The 24910-nt window shown below is 62.9% G+C and carries 18 protein-coding genes, 1 tRNA gene and 1 pseudogene; 16 read left to right on the top strand and 4 right to left on the bottom strand.

The window, feature by feature from the left end:
• The first annotated feature begins 98 nt into the window (after window positions 1–98).
• The 4 genes from dapE to rpmA all read left to right on the top strand — a co-directional run bounded on the left by dapE (window position 99) and on the right by rpmA (window position 5441).
• A complete protein-coding gene (gene dapE / locus ACTQYB_RS04620; RefSeq protein ID WP_321046705.1) occupies window positions 99–1301 on the top strand; it encodes a succinyl-diaminopimelate desuccinylase in 1203 nt (400 codons plus the stop codon).
• A 428-nt stretch (window positions 1302–1729) separates the two neighbouring features.
• Window positions 1730–4684, top strand: coding sequence for an Rne/Rng family ribonuclease (locus tag ACTQYB_RS04615; protein ID WP_441482028.1), 2955 nt, complete (start codon window positions 1730–1732; stop codon window positions 4682–4684).
• A 166-nt stretch (window positions 4685–4850) separates the two neighbouring features.
• Window positions 4851–5159, top strand: a complete 309-nt coding sequence (gene rplU / locus ACTQYB_RS04610; RefSeq protein WP_015451052.1) for a 50S ribosomal protein L21 — start codon at window positions 4851–4853, stop codon at window positions 5157–5159.
• A gap of 30 nt (window positions 5160–5189) precedes the next feature.
• Window positions 5190–5441, top strand: a complete 252-nt coding sequence (gene rpmA, locus ACTQYB_RS04605; protein ID WP_015451051.1) for a 50S ribosomal protein L27 — start codon at window positions 5190–5192, stop codon at window positions 5439–5441.
• A 4-nt stretch (window positions 5442–5445) separates the two neighbouring features.
• On the opposite strand, the gene ACTQYB_RS04600 is transcribed toward rpmA, so the two are convergent.
• Window positions 5446–5655, bottom strand: coding sequence for a hypothetical protein (locus ACTQYB_RS04600; RefSeq protein ID WP_441482027.1), 210 nt, complete (start codon window positions 5653–5655; stop codon window positions 5446–5448).
• A gap of 55 nt (window positions 5656–5710) precedes the next feature.
• Between ACTQYB_RS04600 and obgE the strand changes: the two genes are divergently transcribed.
• From obgE to rplA, 8 genes are all read left to right on the top strand, one after another.
• Window positions 5711–7408 carry a GTPase ObgE gene (obgE, locus tag ACTQYB_RS04595; protein WP_321046900.1) on the top strand — a complete coding sequence of 566 codons (1698 nt, stop codon included), beginning with the start codon at window positions 5711–5713 and terminating at the stop codon, window positions 7406–7408.
• Window positions 7408–8541, top strand: a complete 1134-nt coding sequence (proB, locus tag ACTQYB_RS04590) for a glutamate 5-kinase (RefSeq protein ID WP_441482026.1) — start codon at window positions 7408–7410, stop codon at window positions 8539–8541. The genes obgE and proB overlap by 1 nt, the downstream gene beginning before the upstream one ends.
• A 251-nt stretch (window positions 8542–8792) precedes the next feature.
• Window positions 8793–9998: a pyridoxal phosphate-dependent aminotransferase gene (locus tag ACTQYB_RS04585; protein ID WP_321046903.1), complete on the top strand. Its 1206-nt coding sequence runs from the start codon at window positions 8793–8795 to the stop codon at window positions 9996–9998.
• Between the two features lie 232 nt (window positions 9999–10230).
• A tRNA-Trp gene (locus ACTQYB_RS04580) sits at window positions 10231–10306 on the top strand.
• Between the two features lie 37 nt (window positions 10307–10343).
• A complete protein-coding gene (gene secE / locus ACTQYB_RS04575; RefSeq protein WP_015451047.1) occupies window positions 10344–10568 on the top strand; it encodes a preprotein translocase subunit SecE in 225 nt (74 codons plus the stop codon).
• Between the two features lie 26 nt (window positions 10569–10594).
• The gene (gene nusG, locus ACTQYB_RS04570; protein WP_321046898.1) at window positions 10595–11473 is read left to right on the top strand and encodes a transcription termination/antitermination protein NusG; all 879 of its coding nucleotides are present in this window, start codon (window positions 10595–10597) and stop codon (window positions 11471–11473) included.
• A 353-nt stretch (window positions 11474–11826) separates the two neighbouring features.
• The gene (gene rplK, locus ACTQYB_RS04565) at window positions 11827–12258 is read left to right on the top strand and encodes a 50S ribosomal protein L11 (RefSeq protein WP_015451045.1); all 432 of its coding nucleotides are present in this window, start codon (window positions 11827–11829) and stop codon (window positions 12256–12258) included.
• Between the two features lie 14 nt (window positions 12259–12272).
• Complete coding sequence (gene rplA / locus ACTQYB_RS04560) at window positions 12273–12968, top strand: 50S ribosomal protein L1 (protein ID WP_015451044.1); 696 nt, start codon at window positions 12273–12275, stop codon at window positions 12966–12968.
• Window positions 12969–13254: 286 nt separating this feature from the next.
• Here rplA and ACTQYB_RS04555 read toward each other — a convergent pair whose 3' ends face one another.
• A complete protein-coding gene (locus ACTQYB_RS04555; RefSeq protein WP_441482025.1) occupies window positions 13255–14274 on the bottom strand; it encodes a PucR family transcriptional regulator in 1020 nt (339 codons plus the stop codon).
• 9 nt (window positions 14275–14283) lie between these two features.
• Window positions 14284–16461 carry a DUF6020 family protein gene (locus tag ACTQYB_RS04550; protein ID WP_441482024.1) on the bottom strand — a complete coding sequence of 726 codons (2178 nt, stop codon included), beginning with the start codon at window positions 16459–16461 and terminating at the stop codon, window positions 14284–14286.
• 234 nt (window positions 16462–16695) lie between these two features.
• Here ACTQYB_RS04550 and ACTQYB_RS04545 point away from each other — a divergent pair, with 234 nt between their 5' ends.
• Window positions 16696–17565 (top strand): biotin--[acetyl-CoA-carboxylase] ligase, encoded by an 870-nt coding sequence (locus tag ACTQYB_RS04545; RefSeq protein ID WP_441482023.1) that lies wholly within the window; start codon window positions 16696–16698, stop codon window positions 17563–17565.
• Between the two features lie 191 nt (window positions 17566–17756).
• Here ACTQYB_RS04545 and ACTQYB_RS04540 read toward each other — a convergent pair whose 3' ends face one another.
• Window positions 17757–18371: a biotin transporter BioY gene (locus ACTQYB_RS04540; RefSeq protein ID WP_412170494.1), complete on the bottom strand. Its 615-nt coding sequence runs from the start codon at window positions 18369–18371 to the stop codon at window positions 17757–17759.
• A 258-nt stretch (window positions 18372–18629) separates the two neighbouring features.
• Between ACTQYB_RS04540 and ACTQYB_RS04535 the strand changes: the two genes are divergently transcribed.
• The 3 genes and pseudogenes from ACTQYB_RS04535 to ACTQYB_RS04525 all read left to right on the top strand — a co-directional run.
• Window positions 18630–20507 (top strand): acetyl/propionyl/methylcrotonyl-CoA carboxylase subunit alpha, encoded by a 1878-nt coding sequence (locus ACTQYB_RS04535; protein ID WP_441482022.1) that lies wholly within the window; start codon window positions 18630–18632, stop codon window positions 20505–20507.
• A complete protein-coding gene (locus ACTQYB_RS04530) occupies window positions 20504–22132 on the top strand; it encodes an acyl-CoA carboxylase subunit beta (RefSeq protein WP_441482021.1) in 1629 nt (542 codons plus the stop codon). Before ACTQYB_RS04535 ends, ACTQYB_RS04530 begins: the two co-directional genes overlap by 4 nt.
• Before the next feature lie 71 nt (window positions 22133–22203).
• A pseudogene (locus tag ACTQYB_RS04525) lies at window positions 22204–24874 on the top strand (fatty acid synthase subunit beta domain-containing protein); the annotation flags it as partial.
• Between the last annotated feature and the right edge of the window lie 36 nt (window positions 24875–24910).

Below are 24910 nucleotides of genomic sequence, written 5' to 3'. Positions count from 1 at the left end.
GAGACATGACGAAATAGGCGGGTATTGGCGGTGGTGTGGGTTGCGAGGCGCGCATGCCGGTCTTCCCGATTGGCCTTCCCTGATTGACGGAGGATGACATGACAATGACGGATAACGGTGGAAACAACAGCGAAACCGAGCGGATGCGTACCGAAATCGAGCGGATGTTCACTGATATCATGAACCGGTATTCCGTCAGCGACGACGAAGGCCCGTTGGCTGATGAGGTCGAGGCGTTCCTGTCCCGCCAACCGCATCTGACGGTGCGGCGGCATGGCGATACCGTGGTCGCGTCCACGAATCTGGGCCGGGAACGCCGGGTAGTCCTCGCCGGGCATCTGGACACGGTCCCGGTAATCGACAATTTCCCGCCGCGCTGGCTGGAACCGGGCGATCCGCTGATCCGCGAGGACATAGCCGCCGCATACCCTGGCGAACGGGTGATGTGGGGGCGGGGTGCCACCGATATGAAAGCCTCGGATGCGGTGATGCTGTATCTCGCGGCGAATCTCAAGAATCCGAAATACGATCTCACCTTCGTGTTCTACGACCATGAAGAAGTCGCGGCGGAGAAGAACGGTTTGCGCAAGGTCGCAGAAAGCCATCCTGATTGGATCCAGGGCGATTTTGCGGTGATCGGCGAGCCGACGGATTGCGGCATCGAAGGCGGCTGCAACGGAACCATCCGTTTCGATGTGATCACGCACGGCGTGGCGGCGCATTCGGCCCGCGCGTGGATGGGCTCGAACGCCATCCATAAGGCGGCACCGATCCTTAATACGCTCAACGCGTACGAGCCGCAGGACGTGACCGTGGACGGGCTGGTGTATCGCGAAGGCGTGAACGCCACGCTGATTTCCGGGGGCAAAGGCACGAACGTCATCCCCGACGAGTGCCGCGTCCATGTCAATTACCGTTTCGCGCCCGACAAGACCATCGCCCAGGCGAAGGCCCTGATGATGGGTGCAGATGCGGGTGCCGAGCTGGGCAACGGCGAGCATGTGGCGACCGGCGGCATGTTCGCGGGCTTCGGCATCGAGATGAAGGACGAGTCGCCGAGCGCGCGCCCCGGTATGGACGATCCGCTCGCCGCCTCGCTCGCAGCGTTGGTCAAGGAGCGTACTGGCCACGATCCGCAGGCGAAGCTTGGGTGGACTGATGTCGCACGCTTCGCTCAGCTCGGCGTCCCGGCGGTCAATCTCGGGGCCGGCAGTCCGTTGCTCGCCCATAAGCATGATGAGCAGGTTGCAGCCAGCGAATTGACGCGTATGGCATCCATCCTGCTGGATTGGCTGGCGTAGTCCTCGATTCCAGCACGAGTTCCGTGCATTCCCCCGAGTAGGCACCGAGTAGGCACCGCGAAATACCTGCACAATCTCGGTGTGTGCTCAACGCAATCCTGGCGTATTCACGCGTGGTCAGGGCATAATCGCCGCAAGCACGAACAATACTGCCGATTTTTCGACTTGTGCGCGAGCTTCGCATTTTTGTGTCATACTTGAGTGTGACGGTTCTGCAACAGCCGTCATGCGTTTGATGGCGTCGATCCCCTCGCAATCCGGCTATGGTGGCCAATGCGAGCGCCGGTGTCCGCCGTCGCGCAGCTAGACTTTTGTATGTATTGCCCCGTATGGGCGCGAATGGTGCGCGGCCGCGGTGAGAGCGCGGTGTGACCACTGTGCGGGGCCGGAAAAAGGCGATATGGCTGCAGCATATCGCGAGGAGCATTGTGCCCAGAACAGAAGAACAGGGCTTCGCAGACGATTCGAATGAATCCCGCGAAGCGCAGCAGCAGACCAACACGACTCCAGCATCGGCACAGCATCAGGCGGCTTCGTCTGAGACGTTCTCGGCCCCGGTTCGCCGGCGTCGCGGAGGCCGTCGTGTCGTGCGTGGCGCAGGGGCCGCAGGCGCGGACCTTGCGCTGAAGGTTGAGGAGCACCCCAAGCCGTTGTTCGAAGAGCCGGCGATTGATCCGACTCCCGTGCGCAACACTGCGTCTGCGGACAACGCAACGGAAGATGCTGAAACGGACGGGGAACAGCATGCGCCGCACCGTGGCCGCCGCCGGATTTCCCGCGCGGCAGGGTCGCACGGCACCTCAACGAGGTCCCGCCGTCGTACCCGTATCGCTGCCGATGATGAGCCGTCCGCGCAGCCTGTCGCAGATACTGCCGCTCTGGGCGGCCATGGCGTAGCCGACGCGGAAACTCCGGAGGAGCGTGTCCAGGATGCGCTTGATTCCCTCTCCCACGAGCATGGGGATGCAGCACCGTCCGCCACCCGGACGCATCGCCGTTCCAAGCCGATGACATCCCTGCTCTTCCAGGAGCCGGTGCTGCCGTCGCGTCAGTCTTCCGGGGCGTCCGCCTCCGACGCCGATGACATGGAATCCGAAGATGATTCCGACCGTCGTGATGCGCGTGATGTGCGTGACGAACGTGACGAGGAACGCGAACCTCGCCGCACTCGCCGTACCCGCTCGCGTCGTGGTCGCGGCCGCGGTGAAGATGATGTGGAACGTGATGACGAACGCTCCAATCAGAGCGCGAATTCGCGTGACAGCCGTGACAGTCGTGACGAGTCCGCCGCCGACGATCGGGAAGAAGACGAACCTCGTCGCGGTCGACGTTCCCGCCGATTGAATGCACAGGAGCGTCGTGCCGCCGCCGAGGTCGAACAGATTGAAGAAGACCTCGAATACGACGACATCGCCTATACCCCGATCACCGAAGTGATGTCCGGCAATCGGAACGCCGACGGCTCACGCAAGGACGACCATGCCGATGACGATGAGGACGCTCAGGACACCCGCACCCGTCGCCGTCGCCGCCGGTCGTCCCGCGAGGAGTCCGAGGACGACAACGAGCAGATCCTCGAGGTGCGCCACCGCCACCGTGACGAGGACGAGGATACAACAGTCACCCGTCGCCGTCGTCGCCGTCGTTCAGGCAAGGGCGTGGAGGAGAGCGAAGAGCCGGTCCGCCGTTCCCGCAAGCAGCAATACATCGACGAAATCACCGATGTCGAAGGCTCCACCCGTCTCGAGGCCAAGAAGCAGCGTCGCCGCGACAACCGTCGTGAGCGCAGCCGCCAGAACCAGATCATGGAGCAGGACTTCCTCGCCCGCCGCGAGCATGTCGACCGGCTCATGGTTGTGCGCGAACGCGGCCACCATACGCAGATCTCGGTGATCGAGGACAACGTGCTGGTTGAGCATTATGTCTCCGACATCCAGGAGGTCGCCACCGTCGGCAACATCTATCTCGGCCGCGTGCAGAACGTGCTGCCGAGCATGGAGGCGGCGTTCGTGAATATCGGCCAGCCGCGTAACGGCGTCTTGTACGCCGGCGAGGTCAACTGGGACACCACGCGTCTTGAAGGGCAGCCGCGCCGCATCGAGCTCGCCTTCAAGTCAGGCGACCCGGTGCTCGTGCAAGTCACCAAGGACCCGATCGGTCACAAGGGTGCGCGTCTGACCTCGCAGGTCACGCTCGCAGGCCGTTTCCTTGTCCTCGTACCGTCCGGCGGTATGACGGGCGTCAGCCGCAAGCTGCCTGACCGTGAGCGTGCTCGCCTGAAGTCCATCGTTTCGAAGATCGCTCCGAAGGATATGGGTGTGATCATCCGTACCGCAGCTGAAGGCGCTTCCGAGGAGGCCATCGAGAAGGATCTCGAGGCGTTGCGCCGGCAGTGGGACAAGATTTGCGAGAAGCGCGACCTGTATCTGCACGGCAAGCGTCCGAAGCTGCTGCAGGGCGAGCCGGATGTCGCCATCCGCGTGGTGCGTGACATCTTCAACGACGATTTCTCCCAGATGATCGTCGAAGGCGACCGCGTGTACGAGCGGATCGAGGAATATCTCGACACGATGGCCCCGGACCTGCGTGACAAGCTGGTCAAGTGGGATCCCGAGGAGCATGGCGGCAAGGACGTGTTCGACAAGTGGCAGATTGATTCCCAGCTGCGCAAGGGCATGGAACGTCAGGTATACCTGCCGTCCGGCGGTTCAATCGTCATCGACCGCACCGAGGCAATGACCACGATTGACGTGAACACGGGCCGGTTCATCGGTAAGGGCAAGAGCCTTGAGGAAACCGTCACCAGGTGCAATCTTGAGGCGTCCGAGGAAATCGCCCGCCAGCTGCGTCTGCGTGACATCGGCGGCATGATCATGATCGACTATGTCGACATGGTGATGCCCGCGAACCGTGACTTGGTGCTGCGCCGCTTGGTCGAGTGCCTGGCGCGTGACCGTACGAAGCATCAGGTCGCCGAGGTCACTTCGCTCGGTTTGGTGCAAATGACGCGCAAGCGCATCGGCCAGGGCTTGGTCGAGGCTTTCTCGGAGGAGTGCCCGACGTGCAAGGGCCGCGGCTTCATCATCCATGACGAGCCGACGGTCAGTGCCGAGTATGACGATCCGTACGCGATGAAGGGCGGCGATCCGTTCGTCAAGACGAACAAGCACGGCCATGGCACTCCTGAGGTGCAGGCGCCGAAGGGCTCGAGCCCGGCGGTCAAGGCCAAGCTTGCGCAGATCGCCGCGGCGGCGGTAGCGGCCAATAACGCCGAGAACGCAGAAAACGCAGAGCGCGCCGAGCACAATGCCGCCTCACAGGCTGATGACTCGGCAGACTCGGCAGTCGATGCCGGCAATACGGACGGTGACACCGAACGGTGACTGACGGCCTTCGGGCACCGGTACGAGACCGGTGTCCGAAGGCTGACACGCGTTGTTTCATCGACTTGACGGATGTACGCGGGTCGGTGTAGTTTTGATAGTTGGTGTCTGGCCGGAGGCTCGAACGCGCTGGACAGTAAGCTTTCCACAACATAAGGAACGGAATATGTACGCGATTGTGAAGGCCGGTGGCCATCAGGAAAAGGTCGAGGTCGGTGACGTCATCCTGGTCAACCGTCTCGATGCAAAGCAGGGCGATACCGTGGAGTTCCCGGTCGCGCTCGTAGTCGACGGCTCCAAGGTCACCCTTGCCGCCAAGGACCTTGCCAAGGTCTCCGTGAAGGGCGAAGTCGTGAACGACGAAGCCAAGGGCCCGAAGATCAACATCATGAAGTACAAGAACAAGACTGGCGTGACCCGTCGCAAGGGCCATCGTCAGAAGCTCAGCCTCGTCAAGATCACCGAGATCGCCTGAGCGTTCTTGAGGACCGAAAGGAATTAGATCATGGCACATAAGAAGGGCGCTTCCAGCTCACGTAACGGGCGCGATTCGCAGCCTCAATACCTCGGTGTGAAGAAGTTCGGCGGCGAGTCCGTGCTCGCCGGCAACATCCTCGTCCGTCAGCGCGGCACCAAGTTCCATCCCGGCGAGAACGTCGGCATGGGCAAGGATCACACCCTGTTCGCCCTCAAGGACGGCAGCGTGAAGTTCGGTGTCCGTCGTGACCGTAAGGTCGTCGACGTCGTCACCGCCTGACGCATCAATACCTGAAGCCGCGCCCGTTGTCGGACGCGGCTTTTTTATTGCTCAGTGCCGCTCGCGGCACGATTTGCTGGGTGACTTCCGGCGCGGCTTGTGATGCGGCTGTTCCGGTGCGTCGCGTCGTGACGGTGGTCCCGTATCGCTGCGGGCCAGTCTTAGGGCGCATCGCGCATGATATCGCGGTATGGCGGTATCGTTGATTATCCATGAATTCCCGTCCGTCTTGTGCGTTCACCGGCGGTCGGACGACGTAAGGTGACACTATGGCAGATTTTGTTGATCGGGTGACCGTCCATGTCAAGGGCGGCGACGGGGGCAACGGCTCCGCAGGCATCAGGCGCGAGAAATACAAGCCGCTTGCCGGCCCCAACGGCGGCAATGGCGGCGATGGCGGTTCCGTCATCTTTGTGGCGGATGAGAACGCGAACAGCCTGCTGGATTACCGGTTCATTCCCCACCGCACGGCCGACAGCGGCACCATGGGCTTGGGAGATACGAAAGATGGTTCGAAAGGCAAGGACCTGATCCTGCCGGTACCGGTCGGTACGATGATTTTCACCGCGAAAGGTGCCAAGGGCCAGACGAAGCGTCCCGGCGAACTGCTTGCGGATCTGCGACATGTGGGGGACCGGTTCGTCGCCGCTGCGGGCGGTGCAGGCGGGCTCGGCAACGCCGCGCTGGCGAACCGTACGCGTCGCGCTCCGGGCTTCGCCTTGCTTGGTGAGCCGGGTGAGGAACGCGATGTCGTCCTCGAGCTCAAGTCAATTGCGGACGTCGCGCTCGTTGGCTTCCCCTCTGCGGGCAAATCCAGCTTGGTTGCAGCAATGAGCGCCGCCAAGCCGAAAATCGCCGATTACCCGTTCACCACGCTGGTGCCGAATCTCGGCGTGGTCATGGCCGGCGATTACCGGTACACCATCGCGGATGTGCCGGGTCTGATCCCGGGCGCCTCCGAAGGCAAGGGGCTTGGCTTGGAATTCCTGCGCCATATCGAGCGTACCGAAATCATCGTGCATGTGATCGACTGCGCGACCCTCGAACCCGACCGCGACCCGGTGTCCGACTACCACGCGCTCGAACATGAGCTCGCCCAGTACGCGGACAAGCTGGAGTTGCCGGTGGGCGCGATTCCGATTCCCGATCGTCCGCGCATCATCGTGCTCAACAAGGTCGATGTGCCTGAAGCCAAGGAACTCGCGGATTTTGTGCGTCCCGAATTCGAGAAGATGGGGCTGCGCGTGTTCGAGGTGTCCACCGCTTCGCACGCCGGCCTCAAAGAACTCGGGTATGCCCTCGGCGAGCTGGTCACCCAGATGCGCAAGGAGGTTGCGCGCCGCGAGCAGGAGCAGGAGGACGAGCGCGTCGTCATCAAGCCGCTCGAACGCAAGGGTCGCAGACGCCCCGCCGCGGCCGCTGAGGCTGATTTCAAGGTCGAGCGCGAAACGAACCGCAACGGCGACGTGTGGTACACCGTCACCGGCACCAAACCGGAACGTTGGGTCGTCCAAACGAACTTTGACAATGACGAAGCCGTCGGCTATCTCGCCGATCGGCTGGCCAAGCTTGGTGTCGAGGACGAGCTGCGGCGCCAAGGCGCGCATGCGGGCGACGAGGTGCGCATCGGGCGGGGCGACCGCGCGGTCGCCTTTGACTGGGATCCGACCATCGCGGCGGGTGCCGAGATGCTGGACGGCTCGCAACTGGGCTCGCGCGGCAAGGATCTGCGTCTCGAGGCGAATGATCCGCGTGCCCGGCGCCGTACGAATACGGAACGCCGGCGCGAATACCACGAGATGATGGATGCCCGTGCGGCTGTGCGCGAGGCGATGATGGCGGAACGCAAGGCCGGCCACTGGGCCGATCCGAGCGTGGACGACGACCGTCATGACCGCGAAAGCCTGTTCGGACGTGGCGAGGCCGGTGACGACCAGGAGCAGGACAGCGAGGAAGCCGGGGAGTAATGGCGCAGCCCACGCATGAGAGAGTCAGACGGTCCATCGCGCAAGCGCAGACGATTGTGGTCAAGGTCGGTTCCAGTTCGCTGACCAAGCCTTCGGGGCATCTTGACCCGGCGAAACTGGACGCGCTGGTCGCGGCACTCGCATGCGCGCGGTTGCAAGGGGCGCGCATCGTCCTCGTGTCATCGGGCGCTATCGCTGCCGGATTCGGGCCGCTCGGCTTCGAACGTCGGCCGGCCGATATCGCGACGCAGCAGGCGTGCGCATCCGTCGGCCAGGGACTGCTCATGGCCCGGTATGAGGTGTCGTTCAGCCGTTTCGACATCCGGGTCGGCCAAATCCTCATCACCGCGGAGGACACGATCAGGGCGACGCAATACCACAACGCGCAGCGCACCTTGGATCGTTTGCTTGATTTGGGCGTTGTGCCAGTCGTCAACGAGAACGATGCTCTGGCGAATAACGAAATCCGGTTCGGTGACAACGACCGCCTGTCCGCGCTGGTGGCGAATATCGTGCGTGCGGACGCCCTCGTGCTGCTCACTGACGTGGATGCCTTGTATACCGCGCCCCCGAGCCAACCCGGTTCGAAGAAAATCGACTTCGTACCCGATGTTGAGCGCGCGCTCAATGAGGTCAAAGTCGCGGGCAGCTCCTCCGGCGTCGGTACCGGAGGCATGGTCACCAAGTTGGAAGCCGCCCATATGGCTGCGGTCTCGGGCATTCCCGCAGTGCTCACCTGCGCTGCGAATGCAGGGCCGGCCTTGATGGGCGACCCGGTGGGTACGGCGTTCGCGCCCATCAAGCGGCGTGGTTCGTCGAGGCGGTTGTGGATTAAATTCGCGTCGCATCCGCGTGGCGTGCTTGTCGTGGACACAGGAGCTGCACAAGCCGTGCGTGCCGGCCGTGCGAGCCTGCTGAGCGCCGGTGTTCTCGAGGTGCGCGGCGATTTTTCCGCCGGCGACCCGATCTGGATTGACGACGAATCCGGCAAGCATATTGCCAAGGGGCTCTCCGGCTACGATTCCGAGGAAATCCCGCGCATGCTGGGGCGCAACACCGCGCAGCTGCGGCGTTTCTTCGGCGACGAGTACGCGCATCCGCTTGTGCATCGCGATAATCTCGTTCTTGTGTGACCTGCGGTATTAGCGGGATTTGCGCGATTTGTGGGATTCGCACGAATCGTCATCATATGCTTCGAGCGATTGGAGTGACGGCGTGACTGCCATTTCGTGACTGTCGTTTCGTGATTTCGTGCTATGTCTGGTATATGGCGGCGTCCCGTTGGCAGCGGCCATACCGCGACCGTCCCGTTTGCGCCGTACGAGTGCGTGTCGCGGCAGCGGGACGGTTTTCGCCCGTAGCGATTACAGTAGGGGCCATGACTATGGCTGACTGGCAGAACCTGAGCGACCGTGTCAACAATGTCGCCCCCAGCGCGACCCTCGCTGTCGATTCGAAGGCGAAGGCGATGAAGGCGCAGGGCATCGACATCGTGGCCTACGGTGCGGGCGAGCCGAATTTCCCCACCCCTGATTACATCGTCGACGCCGCGGCGGCTGCATGCCGTGACCCGAAGAACCACCGCTACACTCCGACGGCCGGTCTGCCCGAGCTGCGTGAGGCGATCGCGCGCAAGACGCTGCGCGATTCCGGCTACGAGGTCTCGCCTGACCAAGTCGTGGTCACCAACGGCGGCAAACAGTCTGTGTACGAGGTATTCCAGCTGCTGCTCAATCCCGGTGACGAAGTTATCATCCCCGCCCCGTATTGGACCAGCTATCCTGAGGTTGTCAAGCTCGCCGGCGGCAAGCCGGTTCCGGTGTTCTCCGGCGCCGAGCAGGGATTCGAACCGGATATCGACAAAATCGAAGCGGCGCGTACCGATCGCACCAAGGCAATCATCATCACCTCGCCGTCCAATCCGACCGGCGCCGTGTGGAGCCGCGAAACCATCAAGGCAATCGGCGAGTGGGCGGTGGAACACCACGTGTGGGTCGTTTCCGATGAAATCTACGAACACCTCAACTATGACGGCGTGAAGACCGCTTATGTCGGCGCCGAGGTACCCGAAGTGCGCAACCAGCTACTCGTGCTTAACGGCGTGGCGAAGACGTATGCGATGACCGGCTGGCGCGTGGGCTGGACCGTTGCCCCGCTCGAGGTCGCCAAGGCGCAGACCAAGCTGCAGAGCCATATGACGTCGAATGTCGCCAATGTCTCCCAGCGTGCCGCGCTCGCCGCCGTCGCCGGCGACCTGTCCGCCGTGGCCGCGATGCGTGAGGCCTTCGACAAGCGCCGTCGCGCCATCGTCACCGCCCTCAACGAGATTCCGGGCGTGCATTGCCCGATGCCGACCGGCGCGTTCTATGCGTTCGCGAATATCGAGGAACTGCTCGGCAAGCCGCTGGGCGCCAACGGTTCGGTCGCCCATACGTCGCAGGAATTCGCCGCGCTGCTGCTTGACGAAGGCCATGTCGCCGCGGTTCCGGGCGAGGCCTTCGGCGCTCCCGGCTACCTGCGTTTCTCTTATGCGCTTTCCGACGAGGATCTGGCCAAGGGCATGCGCTACTTCAAGGAGTGGATTGGCTGATTCCCGGTAGGGGGTGCGGTGCCCGGTCACGGCGTGGGTCGTGGCCGGGCACTTGTCGTTTACACCGATGCCGCAGTCGCGTCGGTGCCCGCGCCATTTCGACACTCTGATTTTCGGCGGTATGACGCGTGTGGCGGAACCCGATTGGACTAAATCGCGAGTACCCGCTAAGATGACCTCTTGGCGGTTTTGCTCAGTCCCGTCGTTTCGATAGAATGAGCAGAGTTCACCTAGGGATGTGGCGCAATTGGTAGCGCAACGGTCTCCAAAACCGTAGGTTGTGGGTTCGAGTCCCGCCGTCCCTGCCAGTCTTTTGGATGTTCAGTAGCCGAGCGAAGGATGGAAATGGCCAAGGCACGTACAGACAAGCCGCGTAAGCCCAATATTTTCATGCGGATCGGCTTGTATATCAAGCAGACGTTCAATGAGTTGCGCAAGGTTGTGACCCCTACCGGCAAAGAGCTGTTCTCTTGGTCGTTCGCGGTTTTCGTGTTTGTGCTGGTGCTGATGGCCCTGGTCACTGCCATGGACTTTGGCTTGGGCAAGCTCGTGTTGCTCGTTTTCGGCTGATCCGTACACACGAAGGTTAAGTAAGCATGGATGATGAAGTGAATCTCGAGAATCTGGATTCGTTGCCAGATGTGGTATCCGATGAGGATGCAGCGAACGGTGATATTCCTGCGGCCCAGCAGCAGGTGGCGTCGGAAGCTGACGCCCAGCCCGCCGCGGACGACGCCCAGAGCGCCGAGCCGGAGCAGACCGAGCAGACCGCTGGCGATGCCGAGGCGACGGATGCTCCCGAAGCATCCGAAGGCGAGTCCGATCAGACGCAAGCCAAGGAAGACGAACCGGCTGAGGATGCCGGCACCAAGGCTGTCCAAGAGTTCTCCAAGAGCCTTCGCACACTCGATGGCAAGTGGTATGTGCTGCATACGTACTCCGGCTATGAAAAGCGCGTGAAGACCAACATCGAATCTCGTGTGCAGAGCTTCGGTCTCGAGGATCAGATCTTCCAGGTGGAAGTGCCGATGGAAGAGGTCGAGAAGCACACCGAAAAGGGCAAGAAGGTTATCACCCGCGTCCGCGTGCCTGGCTATGTGCTGATTCGTATGTGGCCGGATGAGGACGCCCGGCGTATCGTGCGTGAAACCGAGGGCGTGACCGGCTTCGTCGGCCCGACCAAGGATCCGGCACCGCTGTCGCGCGAGGAAGTCGTGCAGATGATGGCGCCGATGATTGCTTCCGAAGCGCTGAAGGCGGCAGGAGACAAGCCTGCTGCCGCGAAGAAGCGCAAGCTCGAAGTCTCCTATGCGGTTGGCGACCAGGTCACCGTCACCGACGGTCCGTTCGCGACCATGCCGGCTGTGGTTTCCGACGTCGAGCCGACCACGCAGAAGCTCACCGTGCTCGTGTCCATCTTCGGTCGCGACACGCCTGTGGAGCTCGGCTTCGGACAGGTCGAGAAGATCGACTGAATCCCAACAATCCGTTCATACTCAATGGCGGCGGCACCTCACCGGGTGCCGCCGCCATTGTCATTGTGCTCGGCACATCCAATCTAGTTACGCTGGGTGGGGGCTGAGCGTAGCTGGTTTGTGAGGAGGGGGAGTTCTGGGTGGTGATGGTCACGGCGTAGTCGGTGTCTTCGTGCCACACCGCATCATGGGCATGGCGACACTGATGTTGTCGAGGCGAACGAGCATAATAGTGATGTTTGTGTCTGGAGGGGAGACCCGCTAGCACAGCACAGCAATGAACGTTGCGGGAGGAGACCGCGCCTCGTGCGTGGCGACCGTAACCACCGCTTCACAGAAAGAAGAACCAGACAATGGCTCCTAAGAAGAAAGTCACAGCGCTGATCAAGCTTCAGATCCAGGCTGGCAAGGCGAACCCCGCCCCGCCGCTGGGTCCGGCTCTGGGTTCGCATGGCGTCAACATCATGGACTTCTGCAAGGCCTACAACGCGGCCACGCAGGACAAGATGGGCCAGGTCGTCCCTGTTGAGATCACCGTTTACGAAGATCGTTCCTTCACCTTCGTGCTCAAGACCCCGCCGGCCGCAGCTCTGCTGAAGAAGGCCGCCGGTATCCAGAAGGGCACCGAGAACCCGCTGACCCACAAGGTCGGTACCGTCACCAAGGCTCAGGTCCGCGAAATCGCCGAGATCAAGATGCCTGATCTGTCCGCCCGCGACGTCGAGGCTGGCATGAAGATCATCGAAGGTACCGCCCGCTCCATGGGCATCACGGTCACCGACTGAGAGGAGAAGGACAGATGGCTAAGAAGCACTCCAAGAAGTACCGCGAGGCGGCCGAGAAGGTCGATCGTAACAACCTGTACACCGCTCCTGAGGCGATCGCTCTGCTCAAGAGCATGCCGAAGCGTGGTTTCGATGAGACCATCGAAGCCGTGTACCGTCTGAACGTGGATCCGCGCAAGGCCGACCAGCTCGTGCGCGGCGTCGTCAACCTGCCGAACGGCACTGGTAAGACCGCCAAGGTCCTTGTGTTCGCCCGTGGCCCGAAGGCCACCGAGGCCACCGAGGCCGGCGCCGACATCGTTGGCGATGACGATCTCGTGCAGAAGGTCCAGGACGGCTTCCTCGATTTCGACGCTGTCGTGGCTACCCCGGACATGATGGGCAAGGTCGGCCGTCTCGGCCGTATCCTCGGCCCGCGTGGCCTGATGCCGAACCCGAAGACCGGCACCGTGACCATGGACGTCACCAAGGCTGTCAAGGATATCAAGGGCGGCAAGATTGAGTTCCGTGTGGACAAGCACGGCAACCTGTCCTTCCTGATCGGCAAGATGTCCTTCGAAGAGAAGGCTCTTGACGAGAACTTCAAGGCAGTGGCCGACGAGATCAAGCGTCTCAAGCCGTCCACCGTGAAGGGCCGCTACATCACCAAGGCGACCATCACTTCCACGATGGGCCCCGGCATCCCGCTGGATACCGCGACACTCGCCTGATTTCTGGTTCCGTCCGTTATTTCGAGCCTAGGGCGGAACGAGAACGCACAAGCCCCATACATGCCGATTGCCGGTGTGCATGGGGCTTTCCCATTTTTATGGGGGCGGGTCTTTTCGGTGGGTCTTTCGTGCCCAGTTGTCAGAGCCCAGCATATTCGTGTCCAGTACTTCGCAGTCCGGCACGTCCGGGTTACTAAGGTCGGAATTGTCAGTGTCAGTTCCGAAGTTGTCAGGATGCCAATAACAAAGGATTCCCAGAAGGTGTCCGGGAAGTCAGCAGTACACCCTACAGCGTGCCGTCATCGCGCCACAAACCGGCATCGCGTAGCCGTCCGAGCGTAATCGCCGTCGAGAGCACATATGCCTCGCGTGTATCGGTTGCATCCCAACCGCAAATTTCCGTGGCCCGTTTGAGCCGGTACCGCACGGTATTTGGGTGGACACTCAGCGCCCGGGCCGTCGCATCCAGCGAAGCGCCGGAATCAAGGAAAATGCTGACCGTTTGGAGTGTCGGATCATTGGGATTGTCGCCTTTGAGCGCCTCGTAGATTGATGTGATTAGTTCGTCGCGCGCATCCTCATCGCCCATGAGGGCACGTTCCGGAAGCAGGTCCTCGCATCGCATGGGTTGCGGCACTTCGCGCGTGCAGGCGTTGAGCGCGAACAGGGCGTTGATGACGGCCCGGATGGCGCGGGACGCACCGTCGGCGTTCTGCCGGGTTGGCCCGAGACAAATCGGTTCATGCCCATCGAAACACGTTTCGGCGATATGCGCGACTTGGTCCGGGCTGGTTCCGTCATCGACGCGCACCAACGCCACCAGATTCCCGTCATGCTCGCCGATCAGACAATCCTGCGGGGTACCGTCGGCATGAGGCGGCAATTGGCTCCGAATTGATGCCGCGCATGAGGCGACATCGTGCGCCGGGGGAGTGCCGGCGATACTGCAGCAGACATAATGCGCAGGCCATCCGAGCGTATGCATCAGCGAGACGACCCGCTCGTCGTCCGTGCTTTCCGCGAGACACGCGAACACAATGGATTCGAGCAGGGTCCGGGCGTCGGCCGGGTGCGGCGACCCTGGTGCCGTTGCCGCGGTAGCATTCGATTGGTCGGCGGTTCCGGGTGTTCCGGCTGTTCCGGCGGTTTCATCTGTCGTTCCCACAGCACCGGTTCCGGCAACGTCGGCCGGCCGGTCGCGTTCCAGCACATCGTCTCCCAATAGCACGGCGAGACGGGCCATCAACAGGTCAAGCAGATCCTTGCGATCGGAGTCTGACCCGGAGTGTGCAGAAACGGAAACCATAGTGCCAGCCTAGTCCCGCCCGGATTCAGTGTCACGGTGATGTCCACCCGCACTGTCCTCGGGCCCGGCGATACGCGTTTCATGGCAACCCCTGGACTCGCGCCAGTAGGTCAACGCGACGAAACAGAACACGAAAGTCAGCGGAAGCATATGGCGTTCGAAGTTGTTTGCCGGCGACGTGATCATCACGCCCATGAGCAGCAACAACGGCATATGCCACGCCAAAGTGCGCCAACGGCGGCGGACCACTTCCGCGGCGCCGAACAGCAGGGTCAAAATGACATAGAAATTGCCGTGCGTGACCCATCCGAGCACGGGGATTTTGCCCCAGTTGCGCGCGAACCTCGCGATATTCTCACGCCATTGCGGCTGCCAGTCCTTGATCCATTCGGTGTTGTTCACCACGTAATCGCTGGTCACGTAATAGTCCATGGAGACATACGGCAGATCGGCGATGTCGAAATAGCCGAAGCATTCAGCGAAGAACGCATCCGCCGCGATGACCGGATTCGCCTTGACGATCTGCCACCACGCGCTGTTGAAATCAGCCATATCCTCTTTTGTGACGGAACGCCAACGATAGCTGACTTTCTTGGATTGGATCCCGGAGGATTTCACCGGGTCGGCATCCTGCTGGAAGTAGGATTCGCCCATCTGGTCAAGGTTGAAGATCGGGGCGAGCTTGTCCGCCGCGTCCTTGGGGATGCCTTCGGGATTGCGCCGGGCAACGCGCGCGATTTGCTGCAGCTGGATGCCGCGGCTTTCAATCGGGTCGCCGTTGATGACCTTGCCGGTAGATACCAGAAGGACCAGGCCGCCATGCAGGATGACCGCCGGCAGCAGCAGGGCAACGATGTAGGTCTTCCAGCGCCCACGGTCGGCGATGAGCATAATGACCGTCTGCGCGAGGAGAATGTACCACGCGTATTTCGCGCTGATCAGCATGACGCAGGCGCTCGCGATGAATGCGGCGAGGGTACGTGCGGGCAGCCGACGGGGTGTCTCGCCGCGCTTGACGCGTGTCATATGCAGCTGGTAGGCGATGCCGAACCACCAGACGAATGCGAAGGCGAACAGCGGTGATTTCGTCAGGCTGATAGTGGAGAACACCGCGATCGGGCACAGCAGGAAGAACAGGATGATGATGGCGCGCTGCCATACGCCGGCCCGCGCGACCGCATGCGGATAATCCCCGGGTGTACTCCCTGGTTCGCTGTTCGGGACAACGGTGGCCTCGGTGTCCTTCCCGGACTCAGGTCCAAGCCACGGCAGGTTGAGGAATCGGTGCATCGTGGCCGAACAGCAGAAGACCGCGAACAGGAACTGCAACGAGGACAGCACGACATATCCTGCATCGTTTGAACCGGTGAAATACCGGGATGCGGCGGCGACGGCACCGTAGAACACGGTGAGCACGAGATTGTGCTGATCCGTCAGATAGGTCGGGTCTTGCGGCCACAGGTAGTGCGCGGTCGGGTAGATATCCATCGGGACGAAGGCGAAGAACCCGGTATACGGCTGTTGCAAGCCCGTCCATTGGTTCCAAGCCCAGCTGAATTCCCGCACTTGCGAGCGGATGTCGGCGCCGAACGCGGACAGCAGGGTGACCGGCACCCACAGCCATCCGATGAACATGATGAGCGCGAGGCCGATCCAACTGCGTGTGCACCGCATGATGATGCGCGGGGTATACGTGCGGACGGCGGTCCAGCAACGTCCGACGGCATGCGCAAATCGTGTGGCTGTAAATCGCCGCCACATGCGTGCCAAGGCGTGCCAAGGCTTGCTGATGTTCCGCCGCCATCCGGTGCGACAGTAGGTTCCGATCGCTGCCGCCGCCCGACGACAAACGGAGCGAACGGATGACGGGATGGCCGCAAGCCCGCCGCCGACGCGCACCAACGCGATGAGCAGCATCAGGTAGATGGCTAGGGCGAGCAGGAAATAGATGGTGTTGACGAATCCCCAGTCGGCGATGCTGCCACCGTACCAATAGAACGGTCCGATCGCCGTGCAGAAACTCAGCCACAGGACGGCGAGGGTCGCCAGCGTCCACCGGGCGATGGCGCCGGCCTGTGCGCGGCGCGAGGAATGCCTGCCCGTCGTGGTCTTGGAACGCTTTGCCGCTTGATCGGGTTGCACGGATGGCGTGGTCGTGGCTCTCGAGGTTCGCGTGGCTTCGGTCATGTTTGAGCATTGTAGTCTGACGCAAGGAGCCGGGGCTGGGTGCAGGAGGGGTCCGCGATGGCTGCGGGCGTAGCCGTGGAGGTGGTTGTGTGAGGATTGGCTCACACGATGGCGGGTTTGGTGGGCTCGTATCCTGGCCGCCTGCCGGTTCCGCAGCCGAGGTCAATCCGCAGCTTGGGGCCACCCGGCGCGTACATCCGCGACAAACGCGTTGTTCGGCGGTAGGCTGGTGCCATGATGACGAAACAGGGGACGGTTCCGCGCATGCCGCGGACCGAACAGGAGGCTGACCGGCTGATCGCGCTGGCCGAGGTGGATTCGACGAACACACTCGCCGGCGAGATGCTCGCCGATGGGCGGATCGGGGGCGACCCGGCGGATGACGGGAAGATCACGGTGATTGCCGCGGACTACCAGACCGGCGGTCATGGTCGTCTTGGGCGCGCGTGGGTGAACCGTCCGGGGGAGTCCTTCACGGTGTCGTTCGTCACGGTGATGCCCGCTGATGTCGTGGCTGATGATACGGTCAACGGGTGGCTGCCGACACTCGCCGGTCTTGCTTCACGCGACGCGATCCGGTCGGCGGTGTTCTCCAGCGGCGCCCGTCCGCGTCAGCAGGATTGCACGCTGGCCATCAAATGGCCGAACGACATTTTCTGCCATGGCCTGAAACTCGGCGGGATTCTGGTGCAGCTCGTGCCCTTGGATGAGCATCGCACCGGCGTGATCATCGGCATCGGCATCAATCTCGCCCTGCGCGCGGAAAACCTGCCGACCCCGCAATCCACATCCTTGCAGCTGCATGTCGACCCGCTGCCGGACGTGCAAGTGCTGCGCGACCTCATCGCGGCGGCAATCATGGCCGGCCTGCGTGACCGTATCGCCCGGTTTGTGCGTGACCGCAAGGCCTACGCAGCCCAGCTGCTTGAGGAGACCCGGCAGGTGAGTTGGACACTCGGCAGGAGGGTGGAAGCCAGGCTCGTCGGGGGTGAGACGATTGTCGGGCGTGCTATCCGCATCAATCCGGACGCCTCACTGGCAATCGTGGACGACGAGGGAGTCGAGCATACGGTGACGACCGGTGATGTCGGTGTTCTTGACTGATGAGCACTGATGACTCACTGACCGCCAGCTGAAGGCCCGCCGTCCTCAACGGTGACAGACAACGAATGCACATACGCGAAAGGCCGCCGCCCCACGCAATCGGGGCGACGGTCTTTCGTTATCGGACTGGTGCAACTAGCGCGCCCAGCCGTTACTTGCCGTTATTTGACATTATCTGGCGTTCTTCGACGTCACTTGGCGTCACGGGCGATACGCGAGGACAGCCCGCTGACGGCTGCCGAGGCGACAACCGCCTTGAGCAGGTCGCCGCCGGCGAACCCGAGCGAAGCAAGCGCCACAGCGCTCAGCGGAACATGTGTGAGCATCGCCTGGATGCTCACACCGAAGGCGTACACAATCACCACGCAGCCGACCAGCGAAGCGCTGAAATATCTCGCGGCGGTCAGCCAGTAGCCACGTGCACCCGTGCCACGTGCTTTGCCCTTGAGCAGGGAGGTGACGATCACGCCCGGCAGGAAGCCGAACAGGAAGCCGGCGCTCGGGCCGACCAGCGCCAGCGTGGACATGCCGCCCGAGAACACCGGCAGTCCTGCAGCGCCAGCGAGCAGGTACAGCACGACCGCGCCGCCGGCTTCGCGCCAATCCAGGCTCAACGCGGCAAGCATCAGGACGAAGGTCTGCAAGGTGATGCCGACCGGAGTGCCGGGAATCGGGATGCGCCCGGCGGCGGCTGCAGCCCACAGCAGCAGCGCGAACAGCAGCGACATACCTGCCGAACGCAGCAGGCGGCGGACGGTGGTAGGGGCCGCGGAAGCCAGCGCGGCGGATGGTGTCTGATGTGACATGGGAATCCCTTCCTTTCATGCAACTTTCATGCAATGCCCGGTCAGGGGCGTGCTGGCCATCATTCTATGGACCCGATTGCGCCCGCCAATGTCGCCGATGTGTCCGGTCGGTTGCGACGAAAGCGCTCAATGGCGGAATACCGCCGAAAATCGCAAGCCAACTTACGGTGACGTTTGTGGAGGGTTACAAAAAGATCGCGGATTCTTTGTCGTCCATGCCCCCGCCAGACGCGATCTCGGCGGCATAGCTTGGAAAGCATGGTCAATAATGTCAGCAAACTTCTGGTGGCGAACCGCGGTGAAATCGCGCTGCGTGTCGTGCGAACCGCCCGTGAGATGGGCATCCGCACGGTCGCCGTGTACGCCGAACAGGATCGCGACGAACAGTATGTGGATATGGCAGACGAAGCCTACCTGCTGCCCGGCGACACCTACCGCGACACGTATCTCAACGAGGACCTGCTGATCGGCATTCTGCACAGGAGTGGTGCCGACGCGGTACACCCCGGTTACGGGTTCCTTTCCGAGGTGCCGTCGTTCGCGACCAAGGTCCGCGAGTTGGGTGCCGTCTGGGTGGGCCCCGACCCCAAGGCTCTGGTCGATCTGGGCGACAAGATCACCGCCCGCCGGGTCGCCGCCCGTGCGAAGGTCCCGCCCGTCCCCGGTATTTCCGAGCCGGTCAAGGATATGCGTGAGCTGCTTGATTTCGCGCAGACGCACGGCTATCCGATCATGATGAAACGCACGGACGGTGGTGGTGGCCGCGGCATCACCATCGTGCACAACGACGACGAGCTGCGCAGCTTCTACTTAAGCCATGATGCGCTCCAGGGCGGGGATCTGGACGAGTATTTCGTCGAACGGTTCATCGACAAGGCGCGGCATGTGGAAACCCAGTGCGGGCGTGACAGCCACGGCGATTTTGTCGTGTATTCGACGCGCGACTGCTCGGTGCAGCGGCGCAACCAGAAACTCATCGAGGAGGCCCCGGCCCCCTTCATGCCGCCGAAAGCGCTTGAAGCTCTGGAACGCTATTCGCGTGGCCTGTTCGAGGCGGTAGATTATGTGGGGCTCGGCACCTGCGAGTTCATGCTCACCGAACAGGGCAAGGTGTATTTCCTGGAAGTCAACCCGCGTCTGCAGGTCGAGCATACGGTCAGCGAGCAGGTGTGCGGGCTTGATCTGGTGCGTGAACAATTGACGATTGCCGCCGGCGGGCACCTGACCCGCCCGGAGAGCATCCGCGGCCATAGCTTCGAGCTGCGCATCACCTGCGAGGACCCCGCGACGAACCTGACGCCGAGCTCCGGCACACTCACCGGGCTGCAATGGCCGGCCGGACCGGGGATCCGCGTGGATTCCGGGGTTAAGGCGGGAGACACGATTTCGCCGAAGTTCGATTCTCTGATGGGCAAGCTCGTCGTCACCGCGCAGGACCGCGCGACTGCGGTCGCCCGTGTGCGTCGCGCCCTCGGCGAGCTGCGTATCGAAGGCGTGCCGTCGCCGGCGAGCCTGTTCGAGCAGATTTTCAATGATCCTGAATTCACCGCCGAACAGCATCCGTTCAGCGTATCCACCAAATGGCTGGAACGCAAGTATCTCAACCGCGAACCCGCGGCCGCAGGTGCCGGACAACCCGCATCCGTGGCTGGAGGGGCCGGGGAGAAGGCCGTTGCCAGCGATTCCTTCGTCATCGAAGTCAATGACAAGCGCGTCAAACTCACTGTCCCCCTGACGATTGTCGACGGGCTGACGGGTGCCGCCCGCGCACGGTCCGCACGACGCGCCACCCAGCCGTTGCGCGGTCAAGGATTGCATGATATCGGCAAGCCGAAGGTGGATGACGGCGCGAAAAGCGGCATCATCTCCTCGCCGATGCAGGCAATCGTCACCCGCGTCAACGTGGCGGAAGGTCAGAGCGTCTCCAAGGGCGACCTGTTGGTCGTGCTCGAATCCATGAAGATGGAGAACTACGTGTACGCGCCGATTAACGGTACGGTCAAGAAGATTTGTGTCGGCCCGGCGGATGGTGTCGAAGGCGGGCAGACGCTTGTCGAGCTCGACATCCATGCGGCCGAAGGCGCACAGGCATCCGGGACATCGACGGACAAGGATGCGGAAGGAGACCGGCAATGAGCAGCACACTGACCGCAGCGCAGACAACCACGGCACCGGCGGACTCCACGGCACTTGCGGACTCCACGGCGCATGACGCGACTCAGCCGATCCGCCCCGCCGTGGGACGAGCCGCCGAACTTGCGCGTGCCGCCGAGGAGCACGCCCGCGAACGCCAGCATGCCAAAGGCAAAGGCACGGCCCGCGAACGCCTCGACCTGCTGTTCGACGCCGACAGCTTCCAGGAAATCGGCCGTTTCGTCGGCGGCGACATCAACAAGGGGGTTGCCGGTTCGGCCGTCATCACCGGGTTCGGCAAAGTGTACGGGCGCACGGTCGCCGTGTACGCGCAGGACTTCTCGGTGCGCGGCGGCACGCTCGGCGTGGCCGAAGGTGAGAAGATCTGCCACCTCATGGATATGGCCATCAGCCTCAAAGTGCCGATTGTCGCGTTGATCGACTCCGGCGGCGCGCGTATCCAGGAAGGTGTCGCGGCGCTCAGCCAATACGGGCGGATTTTCAAGAAGACCTGCGAGGCGAGCGGTTTTGTCCCGCAGATCTCCATCATCCTCGGCCCGTGCGCGGGCGGCGCCGTGTACTGCCCGGCGTTGACCGACCTGATCATCATGACGCGTGAGAACTCCGACATGTTCGTTACCGGGCCGAACGTCGTCAAGGCGTCCACTGGCGAGACAATCAGCATGGCGGATCTGGGCGGCGGCTACGTGCACAACGTGGTCTCCGGCGTCGCGCATTATCTCGGAGAAGACGAGGCCGATGCGATTGACTACGCGCGCACGGTGCTCGCCTACCTGCCGTCGAACTGCCAGTGTGAGCCGCCGGTATTCGCCTACGCGTCCACGCACGCCGACCAGGCGGCAGCCTCGCGCGTCGCCTCCATCGTGCCGGATAATGATTGTCAGCCCTACGACATGCTCGATGTCATCCACGGCATCGTCGATTATGGCGAATTCGTCCAAGTGCAGGAACTGTACGCGAAATCCGCGGTCGTCGGCTTCGCCTGCATCGAAGGCCACCCGGTCGGTGTGGTCGCCAACCAACCGAACGCGCTCGCCGGCATCCTCGACGTGGAATCCTCTGAGAAAGTCGCGCGTTTCGTGCGCCTATGTGACGCGTTCAACCTGCCGGTCATCACCCTCGTGGACACCCCCGGATACAAGCCGGGCAGCGACCAGGAGCATGTGGGCATCATCCGCCGCGGCGCGAAAGTGATTTACGCGTATGCGAACGCGCAGGTGCCGATGGTGACGGTGATCCTGCGCAAGGCCTTCGGCGGCGCCTACATCGTCATGGGCTCCAAGGCGATTGGCGCGGACGTTAACCTCGCTTGGCCGTCCAGCCAGATCGCGGTGCTCGGCGCCCAAGGCGCGGTCAACATCATTCATCGCAAGGATCTGCAGAAAGCCAAGGAACGCGGGCAGGACGTGGAAGCGCTGCGTGCGAAGTACGTGGCCGACTATGAGGCTACGACCGTCAACGCGAACCTTGCGATGGAAACCGGGCAGATTGACGCGATGATCGACCCCGAACAGACAAGGGAGGCAATCGCCGGAGCCCTGCGCACGCTCGCCGGCAAACGCCGCCACCGGCCGGTCGACAAGCATCACGGCAACCAGCCGATGTAAGCGCTTCCGGCAACGTCAACCACACCAATCAACAACACACGAATCGAATGGAAACCAGCAAAGGAACAATAATGACCAGTACCACACCTTTCTTGTCCAGGCTTGTTAACGAGCCGCACGCCGTGGTGTTCGGCGGGCAATCCACCCCGTGGACCGCGGCGCTCGCCGATGCGATGGACGACCCGGCCCTAGCCGCGGATCTGCATGCCCAAGTGCTCGCCGCCGACCGCCTGCTGACCCCGGTGGCCGCCGACCTGCTTGCGGTGACCGGACACCCGACCGACATCTTCGGATTCAAGCCGTCCTGCGCCTCACTCGGAGCCGCAGCGGATGCGTCCGTGAGCGTCGAAGGCATCGCGCTCACCCAGCTCGCAGCGATTATCGACGCCGTGCATCTGGGATACAACCCCGCTTCGAAGCCGGTGGCGCTGCTCGGGCATTCGCAGGGCATCATTGGCGTGCATATGGCCCGCGAACTGCAGCGTGCCGGCTCGCTCGAAGCCGCGCAGGAGCCGATTGACGAAATCCTCGCCGTGGCCCGACTGATCGGCGTCGCCGGCACCCGTCAAGCGCGGCTGCTCGGCCTGCACGCCAAACTCGAAGGCGCAACCCCGATGCTGTCGGTCAAGGGCGCCAACCGCGAGCAGACCGAAACCCTGATCGCGCGCATCCCCGCCACCCGCGGGCCGATCTCCATCGCCGTCGAAAACGCCCCCGACCATCAGGTTCTGTCTGGATACCCGGAGGATCTGGCGCTCTTCGCGCTCGCCGCGGGCAAGGAACACCGCAAGCAGGCGCGTCTGCGCGAGCAGAAGGTGCGCGGCGGCTCGGTGTTCGACCCGACGCTCGAATACCTTGACGTGACGTTGCCGTTCCATTCCCCGCTGATGGCCGATGCCGTCGACCAGACGGTCGCCTGGGCGCAGGCGTGCGGTTTCGATGGTCTGCGCGCTCGCGAACTCGCCGAGGAAGTGCTTATCAACCATGTGGATTGGACAGGCCGCGTGCACAAGCTGCTTGAGTCTACGGATCCGTCCGCATTGTGGATTGTCGATATGGGTCCGGGCACCACTGCCGGCAAGCTGGTCGCCGCACTCGCCCAAGGCAGCGGCGCCGGTGTGGTCGAGGCAGCAAGCACCGCCGACCGCGCCGCACTGTCCACGCTGACGGGCGACCCCGAACGCCTGCAGAATTGGAAGGCGTACCGTCCGCACGTCATCCACACGCCCGCCGGTGACCGGATCGCCACGAAATTCAGCGAACTGACCGGCAAACCGCCGATCCTGCTGGCCGGCATGACCCCGACCACCGTGGACCCGCAGATTGTCGCGGCCGCGGCGAACGCCGGATACTGGGCCGAACTCGCCGGCGGCGGCCAGGTGACCGCCGAGGTGCTTGACCGGCATCTGGCCGAGCTCGAGGACGAACTCGAAGAAGGCCGCACGGTCGAATTCAATGCGATGTTCATGGACCGCTACCTGTGGAACCTCCAGTTCGGCACGCAGCGTCTGGTGCCGAAGAAACGCGCGTCTGGCGCCCCGATCGACGGCGTGGTCGTCTCCGCCGGCATCCCGGAGTTCGACGAAGCCAAGCAGCTCATCGCGTCCCTGCGCGCCGACGGCCTGCCGTATGTGGCGTTCAAGCCGGGCACGATCGACCAGATCCGCCAGGTGGTACGTATCGCCAAAGCGGTCGCCCCGGTCACCATCATCGCCGAGGTCGAAGGCGGTTCCGCCGGCGGCCACCATTCTTGGGAATCGTTGGACGACCTGCTGCTCAACACCTATGCCGACGTGCGTGGCTGCGAGAACCTCGTGCTGGTCGCCGGCGGCGGCATTGGCACGCCGCAACGCGCCGCGGACTACATCTCCGGCCGATGGTCCCGCGCTTACGGGGAGCCGGACATGCCGGTGGACGGCGTGCTTGTCGGCACCGCCGTCATGACCGCCAAGGAGGCGCATACCAGCCCGCAAGTCAAGCGCATGCTCGTCGAAACCCCCGGCATCACGCTCGAACAGGGCGGCGACGATCCGTTCGCCCCGCGCGGCGAACGTTGGGTGCCGTCCGGCAAGGTGGTCGGCGGGGTGAGCTCCGGCTTGAGCCACCTGCACGCCGATATCTACGAATTGGAGAATTCGTCCGCGCGCTGCGGCCGTCTGCTGGTCGAGATGATGAAGCACCCCGAGCAGATCGAGCCTCGCCGCGCCGAAATCATCGCCGCGCTCGACAAGACCGCGAAACCGTATTTCGGTGATGTTGCCTCGATGACCTACCGCCAGTGGGCTCAGCGTTTCGTCGACCTGTCCTTCCCATGGGCCGACCCGACCTATGCGGACCGCTACCTGCACCTGCTGCAGCGCATCGAAGCCCGCGTGCGCGACCAGGAATCCGGTGAATTCACGCCGTTGTTCGCGGTGCGCGCCGACGTGGAATCCGACCCGCAGCAGTCGCTGAACCGGCTGGGGGAGCACTACCCCCAGATCGACACGCTTGAGGTTGAGCCGACCGACGCCGCATGGTTCATCACCTTGGTCAACGAATACCCCAAGCCAATGCCGTTCGTCCCGGTGATCGACAACGACCTGCTGCGTTGGTGGGGACGCGACCAGCTGTGGCAGTCCGAGGATCCGCGCTACAGTGCGGACGCCGTGCGCATCATCCCCGGCCCGATCTCGGTGGCCGGCATTACGACCGTCGACGAATCGGTGGCTGATATTCTCGGCCGCTTCGAACACGCCGCGCTGGAACGCGCCCAAGCCCAGGCCGCACAGGCGGATG

Source organism: Bifidobacterium sp. LCP19S3_E9, assembly GCF_052121135.1.
Lineage (GTDB): Bacteria > Actinomycetota > Actinomycetes > Actinomycetales > Bifidobacteriaceae > Bifidobacterium > Bifidobacterium thermacidophilum.
Note: the sequence above shows the minus strand (reverse complement) of the source record. Positions and strands in the feature narration are given on the sequence as shown.